The following is a 10,747-nucleotide window of genomic DNA, read 5'->3' on the forward strand; positions in this document are numbered from 1 at the left end:
CCGCGTTGCAGCGTGCAAGGTGGATCGCAAATCATTGAGGCATCCTGATGGAAAAGAAAACATTCGCTTACTGGCAGGACAGGGCCGCGACGCTTCCGATCGAAGGCCGCGCATTCATCGACGGCGCGTATCGCGATGCATATTCGGGCCGCACGTTCGATTGCGTGAGCCCGATCGACGGCCGCGTGCTCGCGAGCGTGGCCGATTGCGGCGCAGCCGATGTCGACGCCGCGGTCGGCGCTGCCCGCCGCGCGTTCGACGAAGGCGTCTGGGCTGGCCTGAATCCGCGTGCGCGCAAGGCCGTTCTGCTGCGCTGGGCCGCGCTCATGCGCGAGCATCTCGACGAACTCGCGCTGCTCGAAACGCTCGACGCAGGCAAGCCGATTGGCGACACCACGACCGTAGACGTGCCAGGCGCGGCTTATTGTGTGGAATGGTTCGCGGAGGCCATCGACAAGGTGGGTGGCGAAGTCGTGCCCGCCGATCATCATCTGGTGGGCCTCGTCACGCGCGAGCCCATTGGCGTGGTCGCCGCCGTCGTGCCGTGGAATTTCCCGATCCTGATGGCCTCGTGGAAGTTCGGGCCCGCGCTCGCGGCGGGCAACAGTGTCGTGCTCAAGCCTTCGGAGAAGTCGCCGCTCGCGGCCATTCGCGTGGCGCAGCTTGCGCACGAGGCCGGCATTCCGGCCGGCGTATTCAACGTGCTGCCCGGTGGCGGGGAGCCCGGGAAGCTGCTCGGCCTGCATCGCGACGTGGACTGCATTGCGTTCACGGGCTCGACGAACGTGGGCAAGCAGATCATGCAGTACGCGGGGCAGTCGAATCTCAAGCGCGTGTGGCTGGAGCTTGGCGGCAAGTCGCCGAATATCGTGCTGCACGACTGCCCGGACCTCGACCGTGCGGCGAACGCGGCGGCGGGCGCGATCTTCTACAACATGGGTGAAATGTGTACGGCGGGATCGCGCCTGCTCGTCCATCACGAGATCAAGGACGTATTCCTCGCGAAGCTCGTCGAGGCGGCGAAGGCCTATAAGCCAGGCAATCCTCTCGATCCGGATGTGTCGATGGGCGCGATCATCGACAAGATTCAGCTTGAGCGGGTGCTGAGCTATATCGAAGCCGGTCGCAAGGACTCGAAGCTGCTGACAGGCGGTGAACGCGTGAATGCCGAGGGTGGGGGCTTCTACGTGCAGCCCACGGTGTTCGATACGCATCACGACACGAAGATCGCGCGCGAGGAAATCTTCGGGCCGGTGCTGTCGGTCATCACTTTCAGCACGATCGACGAAGCGGTGCGCATTGCCAACGACAGTGACTACGGGCTCGCGGCTGCGGTCTGGACCGCGAACCTCACGCACGCGCATGAAATTTCGCGCAGGCTCCGTGCGGGCACGGTGTGGGTGAACTGCTACGACGAAGGCGGGGACATGAACTTCCCGTTCGGCGGCTTCAAGGAATCCGGCAACGGTCGCGACAAGTCGTTGCACGCGCTCGAGAAGTACACGGAACTCAAGTCCACGCTCGTGCGGCTGCGATAACGCGAGTTATCGCTCGGGGTTACCGTTCCACCAGCGCGCCGAGATTGGCGCGCACCCGCTGAAGCATCGCGCCGAACTGCTCAGCTTCTTCAGGCGTGAAGCCCGCCAGGGCTTCCGCCTGGACTTCGTCACCTACGCGGCGCGCGCCCGTGAGCACGCCTTGTGCCCTGGGCGTCAGGCTCACCAGCAATTCGCGGCGGTCGTCCGGGTTGGGCGTGCGCACGACCCAGCCGCCTTCTTCCATGCGCTCGAGCAGCCGCCCCGCGGAAATGGGCGCCACTTCCAGCAGTTCGGCGAGGCGCGCCTGGTTCATGTCGCCGTAGTGCGCGAGGTACGCGATCATGCGGCACTGCGCACGCGTGAGTTCGAGCGACGACTTCGCAAGCTCGTCGTAACGTTTGCCGTAGAGCCGGCCCACGTCGACGACCAGGAAGCCAAAGCGCTTTTCGAGGTCGGTAGTCATCGCGCGATTATACGGGCGGGCGGCTCGCGCCTTCGCACGTGCGTCCCTGGCGATACCGATTGCGTCAGCAGGTGCGAGTCGTATAATAAGCAGGCTTATTAATTCGGCATGCTCCGCCCCCCAATCAAGATAGCCGCCAGACACCCGCACGATGACCGCAGTCATGCAGGACGGCACCGCCGCGCAGCATCGGGCGGAGCCGGTCAAGGAAGCCCCGCTCAATCGCGGCATGATCACGCTCTCGATCATGCTCGCCACGCTGATGCAGACGCTGGACAGCACGATCGCCAATGTCGCGCTGCCGCACATGCAGGGCACGCTGTCTGCCTCCCAGGACGAGATCACCTGGGTGCTCACCTCGTATATCGTCGCCGCCGCCATCGCCACGCCGCTCACGGGCTGGCTCGCCGACCGTTACGGCGTCAAGCGGCTCCTTGGCATGGCGATTGCCGGCTTCACCGTGGCCTCGGCGCTGTGCGGGCTTTCCGAAACGCTCGGCGAGATCGTCGCGTCGCGGCTGTTGCAGGGCGTGTTCGGCGCATCGCTCGTGCCGCTCTCGCAGTCCATTCTTCTCGACATCAATCCGCGCGAGCGCCAGGGGCAGGCCATGGCGGTCTGGGGCATGGGCGTGATGGTCGGTCCCGTGCTCGGGCCCACGCTGGGCGGCTGGCTCACGGATAGCTACAACTGGCGCTGGGTGTTCTTCATCAACGTGCCGGTGGGCCTGTTCGCGTTTTTCGGCGTCTCGACTTTCATGCCCGCGCGCGTGCCTGGCCGCACGCAGCGCTTCGACGTGTTCGGTTTCGCCACGCTCGCGCTTGCCATCGGCGCGTTGCAGGCCTTGCTCGACCGCGGCGAGCAGCTCGACTGGTTCGGCTCGCTGGAGATCCGCATCGAGGCGCTGGTGGCGGTCATTGCCTTCGCGTTCTTCGTCGTGCATACGGCCACCTCGGGGCCCGGCACGTTCTTTCGCTACCAGCTCCTCAAGGACCGCAACTTCGCTACGGGCACGCTCTTCATCTTCGTGATCGGCGCAGTGCTCTACGCCACGCGCGCGCTGCTGCCGCCCATGCTGCAGAACCTCATGGGCTATCCGGTCGCCACTACGGGGCTCGTGACCGCGCCGAGCGGCGCGGGCACCATGGTCGCCATGCTGATAGCCGGACGCATACTGAAACGCGTGGACGCGCGCATTATGCTGCTGTTCGGCTTTGTGGTCTCCGCCTACGCGCTCTGGCAGATGATGCAGTACACGCTCGTGCTTTCGCCGTCGGATATCGTGTGGCCGGGCGTGGTGCAGGGCTTTGGCCTCGGCTTCGTGTTCGTGCCGCTTTCCGCGCTGACGTTCTCGACGCTGACACCGCAACTGCGCGCGGACGGCACGGCCACCTATAGCTTGATGCGCAACATCGGTAGCAGTATCGGCATTTCGATCGTGCAGACCTTCGTCACGCGCGGCACGCAGATCGCGCATTCGGACCTCACCGCGAACATCACGCCGTTCAATCCGGCGGTTCAGCAGATGCTCGAAAGCGGTTCGCGGTACGATCTCGCCGTGCTCAACCAGTCGATCACGCAGCAGGCCCAGATGATCGCGTATCTGAACGACTTCAAGATGATGTTCGTGGCGACGCTGCTCGTGATTCCGCTGCTCTTTCTGATCCGCACCGGCCCGAGCGCCGCCACCGTCGATACGAGTCACGCGGCGATGGATTAGCGAACCTGTTCGTCTTCCGTTTCACCCTGGCGCGCGGCACGTCCGCGCGCTTTGCATTCAAGAATCCCGATGCTTTCTGCCGTTTCCATTCTCCTGCCGGTTTTCGGTCTCATTTTCGCGGGCTTCGCCTGCCGTCGCACGAATGTCCTCGGGCCCGCCGCGGCTTCCGAGCTGAACCGCTTTGTCGTGTGGCTCGCACTTCCGGCGCTGCTCTTCGATATCCTTGCGCACGCAACGTGGCACGAGCTCTATCAGCCGGCGTTCGTCGCCGCCTTCGGCCTTGCCGGTCTCGCCGTGTTCGTCGCCGTGGTGGGGGCGCGCGTGTTCCTCGGCCGCCCGCTCGCCGATGCGAGCATCGACGGGCTTGCCGCCGCGTATCCGAATACCGGTTACGTGGGTTTCCCGCTGTGCATGATCGCCTTCGGGCCGTCGAGCCTCACGCCCACGACCATCGCGACGATCCTCGTGGTCTGCGTGCTGTTCGCCATTGCCATCGTGTTGATCGAAACGGGACTGCAAAGCGAGCGGCGTCCGCACCGGCTCGCCATCAAGGTGGTGCGCTCGCTGCTGCGCAATCCGCTGCTGGTGGCGCCGGCGCTGGGGGCGGTCGTTTCGGCCGCGCATGTCACGTTGCCCGCTAGCGCGGAAACGTTTCTCAAGCTCCTGGGCGGCGCGGCGAGCCCGTGCGCGCTCGTCAGCCTCGGGCTGTTTCTCGCCGAGCGTCGCGCGAGCGGCGAGGCGCCGCGCGAGTCGTCGTGGTGGCTCACGCTCTGCAAGCTCGTCGGGCAGCCGCTGCTCACGTGGTGGCTGGCCGATCGCGTATTCGGGCTGCCTGACCCGCTCGTGGAAATCGCAGTGTTGCTCGCGGCGCTGCCCACGGGCACCGGCCCGTTCATGCTCGCCGAGTACTACCGGCGCGAGGCGCGCGTGACGTCGCGTACCATTTTGCATTCCACAGTCGGTTCACTCGTCACGCTCACGCTGATCCTGCTGCATCTGCACCACGGCTGAAAGCCGGCGCGGCACGATGCTTGCTGGCATAAAAGCCAGGACCATCGATCAGGAGAATTGGCGATGAACTGGCTACGACGCCTTAGCGCCGCGCGCGCCTCACTCGTCATCACCGTCGTGCTCACCGCAGCGGGCACGGGAGCCTGCACGCTGGGCGGCGCCGCCGCGGGCGGCTACGTCGGCAACCGGGCCACCAACGGCAGCGCGGTCGGCACCGTAGGCGGCGCCGTGGCCGGCGGCGTGATCGGCCATGAATTGAGCAAGTAGGCGCGAGACTTCCTGTTACTTCACGGCGCCTAGTGCGAGTCCCTTCACCATGTAGCGCTGCAGCCAGGCGAACACCACGGAAACCGGCAGCGTGGCCGCGAGCGTGGCCGCCATGACGAGCTGCCATTCCACGGTGTACTTGCCGGCCACCATGTCGGTGACCTGCACCGTGAGCGTCTTGTTCTCGGGCGAGCGGATCAGCGTGTAGACCACGGCGAACTCATTCCACGCGCTGATGAACGTGAAGATCGCCGTGACCACCACGGCCGGCACCGCGAGCGGCAGGAACACGCGGAACACGGCACCCGTGCGGCTGCAGCCTTCGAGCCACGCCGATTCTTCGAGATCGCGCGGCACGGTCTGGAAATACGACGAGAGCATCCACACGGCAAACGCGATATTGAACGCCGCATAAGAGACGATCACGCCGATCTTCGAATCGACGAGATTGCCGTCGCCGTACGGAATCATCGCGGCGAGCCGGAACAGGCCGACCACGAGCAGGATCGGCGAGAGCATCTGCGTGACGAGCAGGAACTGGCGGTACAGGCCGCGCCCGCGGAACGGAAAGCGCGCGAGCGCATAGGCGGCCGGGAGGCTCACGGCGAGCGCGAGCGCGGTGGAAAGACAGCTCACCACGATGCTGTTGCGCAGCGCGACGCCGAAGTTCGCGGCCTGCCACATGTCGACGTAGTTCTGCCAGCGCCACTGCATCGGCAGCCAGCGCGCCGGATAGACGAACACTTCCGAAGCCGGCTTGAACGAGGTGAAGAACATCACCGCGAACGGGAACAGCACGGCCACGACGAGCGGCGAGAGCACGAGCCAGCACCAGATCGAGCGTTTGAGCTTGCGGTTCATGCCAGGTCTCCTTCGGCGCTGCCGCGTTTTGCCTGCAGGCGCAGGTAGACCACCGAGAAGGCGAACAGGATGACGAGCATGATGAGCGAGACGGCGGCCGCTTCGCCAGGTCGTCCTAACCGGAAGCCGAGTTCGTAAAGGTAAGTGACGAGAATATGCGTGCTGTCGTCGGGTCCGCCTTGCGTCATCACCCAGATGATCGGGAACGAGTTGAACACGTAGATCACGTTCAGCAGGACCGCCATGTTGATGAACGGCTTGAGCAGCGGCAGAGTGAGCTTGCGGAACTGTTGCCAGGCGCTCGCACCGTCGATGCGCGCGGCTTCGTAAATATCGCCCGGCACCGAGGAAAGGCCGCCCAGCAGGATCGTGGTCGTGAAGGGGATCGACACGAGTATGCCCACGCAGATTTCCACCGGGAACGCATACTCGGGCGTCGCGAGCCAGTGGATCGGCCCCGTAGTGAGGCCGAGGCGCTGCAGCGTGACATTGACCATGCCGTAGTCGTCGTTGAACGCCCAGCGCCAGACCACGGCCGTCATCGTGAGCGAGACGGACCACGGCAGCATGACGATCGTGCGCGCAATGCCGCGGCCGTAAAAGTCCTGATTGAGCACGAGCGCGACCGGCACGGAAATCCCCACCGTCCCCACCACGACGAAGAATGTCCAGATCAGCGTGTTCCTCAGGGCGCTCATGAACACCGGGTCGCCGAACACGTTATAGAAGTTCTGCAGGCCGCTGAAGTCGCGAATCTGCCCGAAGCGCGACACCTCGTGCAGCGACTGGTACACGATGTTGAATATCGGATAGCTGATGATGAAGAGCGCGAGCACGAGACTCGGCACGATCAGGAGCCAGGGCGCGCGGGGCGCGGAAACGGCGCGGGGTAGTCGGCTCATGCGGGTTCGTGCGCGTGATCGGTCGGGGGCATCGCCGGCCGGTGCTGTGGCGGGCGAGGGCTTCAGGGGACCCGTAGTCATGTCGAATCGTCAGTGCTTCGAAACGTCGGTTCTCAGGCGCTCCGGCGCGCGCCGGAAACTTCAGGCGCGCGCCGGTGTTGCCATCAGGGCTTGTTTGCCAGACTTACTTGCCGAGCGACTTGTTCGCTTCGGTGGCCGCCTGGTTCAGCGCATCGGCGGGCTTGGCCTTGCCAAGGTAGACCGACTGCATCGCGTTGGTCACGGCCTTGGCGGTGTCTTCCCAGCCCGTCACGGTCGGCGCGAACTTCGCATGCGGCAGCAGCGCGATGAAGGCTTGCGTGTCCGGATTCTGGAAAGCCGGGTCGCTCGCTTCAGCCTTCGTGGTCGGCAGGAAGCCTTCCGTGCTCGTGAACTGCACGCGCGGTTCCTTCGTGAACAGGAAGTCGAGGAACTTCCAGGCGCTCTGCTTCACCTTGGAGTTCTTGAACATCATGATCGAGTCGGTCACCGCGTAGGTGGCGGGCGTCGTGGCTACCGGGATCGGGTCGATGCCGTACTTGATGTTCGGTGCTTCCTTCTGCAACTGCTTGGCGAGGAACGGCGCCGAGATCATCATCGCCACGCGGCCCTGCTTGAAGAGGTTCTGCACGTCTTCACGGCTGTAGCCCGTCACGCCCGGCTGCGTGAGACCTTCGTCGATCATGGACTTGTAGAGCGTTGCGGCCTTCACGCCAGCCGGCGAGTTGAATGCCGCCTTGCCGTCCTTGCCCACCACTTCGCCGCCGTGGGTCCACAACGCGTAGTAGAAATACACGTCGGTTTCAATTTCCTTGCCCTGCAGACCGAAGCCCGCAATGCCCTTCGCCTTGAGCTTCTTCGACGCGTCGATCACGTCGTTCCACGTCTTCGGGCCTTGCGGATAGCCAACCGAAGCGAGCATGTCCTTGTTGTAGTACAGCGCGCGCGCCGAAGCGGCGATCGGCAGGCCGTAGGTCTTGCCGTTGATCTGACCCGGGGCCAGGAACGGACCGATGAAGCGGCCCTTGAAGTTCGCGTCCATGTACGGGTCGAGCGGCTCGGCAATGTCGTCCTTCACGAAGTCGAGGAGCCACCGCGTGCCGATGATCGCGAGGTCGGCGTTCGCGCCGCCGGAGATGTCCGTTTGCAGCTTCTGTTGCAGCGAGTCCCAGTTCACGTCTTCGATCTTGATCGTGATGCCTGGATTGGCGGCCTCGAACTGCTTGGCCATTTTCTCGAAGTACGGCGCGGTGGCGTCGCTGTAGTGGGCGACGGTCACGCGGACCGTATCGGCGTGCGCCGCGGCGGTGATGCCGGCGAACGCTAGCGCGACGGCGAGCTTGCCGAGCATGGTGGTTGCACGTGCCTGAAACGACATTCTCTTTCTCCTAAGTGGTTGTTCCTGCTTATGTCGCCGCCGTGACCCGGCTGCTGGGTTGCGTTGTTTGAAAAAATCCTACAGGATGAAAAAAGCGTTGTCACCTGGTAAACTCGATATTGTTTCGAGCGCCGGAATTTGCATAACATGCTGTAAAACAGGGGAAATTCATGCGCTGCAGCAGCGGCGTGCGCTCGGTATAAACCCGCATACGGACCATTGTCCATATTCGTATGTAGGAAATTTTCAGGCTCTCCGGCAAGGCTGGCGAGCCGCACGGAGAGTCGACATGAGCCGGGTGGTGCTGGTGACGGGCGCGAGCGGCGGCATAGGCCGCGCGCTATGCAAACGGTTTCTGGAAGCGGGCGACACGGTGCTCGCGCTCGACCGCGACGCGGCGGGCGTGCAACAGCTCGCGGCCGAATTCGGCGAAGCGGGCGCGGCGCGCCTCGAACCGCTCGCCGCCGACGTGAGCGATCAAGCCGCCGTGACCGCAGCCGTGGCGCGCGGCGTGGCGGCGCGTGGCCCGGTGGACGTGGCCGTGGCGAACGCGGGCGGCGCGCTCGGCACGACGCTCGCGCATACCGACGCCGCGAGCTGGCGGCGCGACATCGACCTGAACCTGAACGGGACCTACTACACGGTCGAAGCCGTGCGCGCCTCGATGATCGAGCGCCGGCGCGGCGCGCTGGTGCTGATCGGCTCGGTGAACGGCCTTTCGGCGCTCGGCCACCCCGCGTATAGCGCGGCGAAGGCGGGTCTCGTGAGCTACACGAAGGCGCTTGCCATGGAGCTGGGCCCGCACGGCATACGCGCGAACATCGTTTGCCCCGGCACGGTGAAGACGCCCGCGTGGCGCGCGCGCATCGAGCAGCATCCAAAGATATTCGAAGAACTGAGCAAGTGGTATCCGCTAGGCGACGTGGCTACGCCCGAGGATATCGCCGACGCCGTGCAGTTTCTCGCCTCGCCGCAAGCACGCGTGATCACGGGCGTGGCGCTGCCCGTGGATGCGGGCCTCATGGCGGGCAACCGGATGATGGCGAACGAGCTGACGCTCGATCCGTTCTGAGGCGCGCACGCGGCGAATTGATCTGAGCGACCTGACAAGACTTCACGCAAACGAGGACAGCATGGCAGCGGTACAACTGAACGGCATCTACAAGCGTTATGGCGACACCCAGGTCGTGCACGGCGTCGACCTCGACATCGAAGACGGCGAATTCGTCGTGCTCGTCGGTCCCTCGGGTTGCGGCAAGACCACGGTGATGCGCATGATCGCCGGCCTCGAAGACATCTCCGGCGGCGACCTCACCATCGGCGGCACGCGCGCGAACGCATTGCCGCCGCAGCAGCGCAATATCTCGATGGTGTTCCAGAGCTACGCGCTGTACCCGCATCTGTCGGTGTACGACAACATCGCGTTCGGTCCGCGCATTCGCAAGGAGCGCGAGAATGGTTTCAAGCCGCGCATCGAAGCCGCCGCGAAAATGCTCAACCTGTCGAGCTACCTGGAGCGCCTGCCGCGCGCGCTCTCGGGCGGCCAGCGCCAGCGTGTCGCCATGGGGCGCGCCGTGGTGCGCGAGCCCGCGCTGTTCCTGTTCGACGAGCCGCTTTCGAACCTCGACGCCAAGCTGCGCGTGCAGATGCGCACCGAGATCAAGGCGCTGCACCAGCGTCTGCGCAACACGGTGGTGTACGTCACGCACGACCAGATCGAGGCGATGACGATGGCCGACCGCATCGTCGTGATGAACGCGGGGCGCATCGAACAGATCGGCCGCCCGCTCGACCTCTACGACAAACCGGGCAACCTGTTCGTGGCGAGCTTCCTCGGCTCGCCTTCGATGAACTTCGCCGAGGGCACGGTGATGAGCGACGCGCGCGGCACGGCGCTCGTGCTCGAAGACGGCGTGCGTATTGCGCTGCCGGAAGGCAAGGCCCAGGCGGGGGCGCGCGTGACGCTCGGCGTGCGGCCCGAGCACATCGAGGCGGGCGGCGACGTGCCATTCACCGTCGATGTGATCGAGCCGACTGGCGCGGAGACCCACTTGTACGGGAAAATAGGCGCGACCACATGGTGTGTCACCACGCGCGCGCGCCCGGACGTTTCTCCGGGCCAGCGCATGACGCTAGGTTTGCCTTTGGCGCACCTGCATCTGTTCGATACTGAAAGCGGCAAGCGGCTCGATTGAAGCGGAAGCACGCATCGAAACTGGATAGCGGGCCCTCATGTGAGCAGAACCTGGTATCTTCCACGGGAAAAACAGCTTGCCGGTCTCCAACCTGATCCATCACATCCGCAATGTCGCGGAGTCGCTGCGTCCCGCCGAGCGCAAGGTCGCGGAGATGGTGCTCGCCGACATCGACTTCGCCATGCGCGGGAGCATCACCGAACTCGCGTTGCGCGCGGACGTGTCCGAGCCCTCCGTCACGCGCTTTTGCCGCGCGGTGGGCGCGCACGGCCTGCGCGACTTCAAGATGCGGCTCGCGCAGAGCGCGGCGGGCAACGTGCCCTTCGCGCTCGCCACCGAGATGACGGGTGGCGAGGCGAGCGGCGCCGGGTGGGCC

10 protein-coding genes and 1 pseudogene are annotated in these 10,747 nt (G+C 64.9%); 7 read left to right on the plus strand and 4 right to left on the minus strand.

Annotated elements, in window-relative coordinates; translation table 11 throughout:
• Positions 1 to 47: 47 nt before the first annotated feature.
• The gene (locus AB4Y43_RS16505) at positions 48 to 1,538 is read left to right on the plus strand and encodes an aldehyde dehydrogenase (protein ID WP_368728247.1); all 1,491 of its coding nucleotides are present in this window, start codon (positions 48 to 50) and stop codon (positions 1,536 to 1,538) included.
• A gap of 19 nt (positions 1,539 to 1,557) precedes the next feature.
• Here the strand turns inward: AB4Y43_RS16505 and AB4Y43_RS16510 are convergent, their stop codons facing one another.
• Entirely contained in the window at positions 1,558 to 2,001 is a 444-nt protein-coding gene (locus AB4Y43_RS16510) for a MarR family winged helix-turn-helix transcriptional regulator (protein WP_069261595.1), read from the minus strand.
• Positions 2,002 to 2,230: 229 nt separating this feature from the next.
• On the opposite strand from AB4Y43_RS16510, the gene AB4Y43_RS16515 reads away from it, so the two are divergent.
• From AB4Y43_RS16515 to AB4Y43_RS16525, 3 genes are all read left to right on the plus strand, one after another.
• A complete protein-coding gene (locus AB4Y43_RS16515) occupies positions 2,231 to 3,718 on the plus strand; it encodes a DHA2 family efflux MFS transporter permease subunit (RefSeq protein ID WP_368728254.1) in 1,488 nt (495 codons plus the stop codon).
• A gap of 69 nt (positions 3,719 to 3,787) precedes the next feature.
• Positions 3,788 to 4,729 (plus strand): AEC family transporter, encoded by a 942-nt coding sequence (locus AB4Y43_RS16520; protein WP_368728248.1) that lies wholly within the window; start codon positions 3,788 to 3,790, stop codon positions 4,727 to 4,729.
• 63 nt (positions 4,730 to 4,792) lie between these two features.
• Positions 4,793 to 4,996 (plus strand): glycine zipper 2TM domain-containing protein, encoded by a 204-nt coding sequence (locus tag AB4Y43_RS16525; protein WP_233884092.1) that lies wholly within the window; start codon positions 4,793 to 4,795, stop codon positions 4,994 to 4,996.
• 15 nt (positions 4,997 to 5,011) lie between these two features.
• Here the strand turns inward: AB4Y43_RS16525 and AB4Y43_RS16530 are convergent, their stop codons facing one another.
• The 3 genes from AB4Y43_RS16530 to AB4Y43_RS16540 form a co-directional block, all read right to left on the minus strand.
• A complete protein-coding gene (locus AB4Y43_RS16530; protein WP_069261599.1) occupies positions 5,012 to 5,857 on the minus strand; it encodes a carbohydrate ABC transporter permease in 846 nt (281 codons plus the stop codon).
• Positions 5,854 to 6,759: a carbohydrate ABC transporter permease gene (locus AB4Y43_RS16535; RefSeq protein WP_069261600.1), complete on the minus strand. Its 906-nt coding sequence runs from the start codon at positions 6,757 to 6,759 to the stop codon at positions 5,854 to 5,856. Before AB4Y43_RS16535 ends, AB4Y43_RS16530 begins: the two co-directional genes overlap by 4 nt.
• A gap of 184 nt (positions 6,760 to 6,943) precedes the next feature.
• Positions 6,944 to 8,176 (minus strand): ABC transporter substrate-binding protein, encoded by a 1,233-nt coding sequence (locus AB4Y43_RS16540; RefSeq protein WP_069261601.1) that lies wholly within the window; start codon positions 8,174 to 8,176, stop codon positions 6,944 to 6,946.
• Between the two features lie 289 nt (positions 8,177 to 8,465).
• Between AB4Y43_RS16540 and AB4Y43_RS16545 the strand changes: the two genes are divergently transcribed.
• The 3 genes and pseudogenes from AB4Y43_RS16545 to AB4Y43_RS16555 form a co-directional block, all read left to right on the plus strand.
• Positions 8,466 to 9,248 carry an SDR family oxidoreductase gene (locus AB4Y43_RS16545; protein WP_342946810.1) on the plus strand — a complete coding sequence of 261 codons (783 nt, stop codon included), beginning with the start codon at positions 8,466 to 8,468 and terminating at the stop codon, positions 9,246 to 9,248.
• A gap of 61 nt (positions 9,249 to 9,309) precedes the next feature.
• Complete coding sequence (locus AB4Y43_RS16550) at positions 9,310 to 10,371, plus strand: ABC transporter ATP-binding protein (protein WP_069261603.1); 1,062 nt, start codon at positions 9,310 to 9,312, stop codon at positions 10,369 to 10,371.
• Between the two features lie 76 nt (positions 10,372 to 10,447).
• Positions 10,448 to 10,747: pseudogene (locus tag AB4Y43_RS16555) on the plus strand (MurR/RpiR family transcriptional regulator); the annotation flags it as partial.

Origin of the sequence: Paraburkholderia sp. BR10872 (assembly GCF_040965835.1) — a bacterium.
Taxonomy (GTDB): domain Bacteria; phylum Pseudomonadota; class Gammaproteobacteria; order Burkholderiales; family Burkholderiaceae; genus Paraburkholderia; species Paraburkholderia nodosa_A.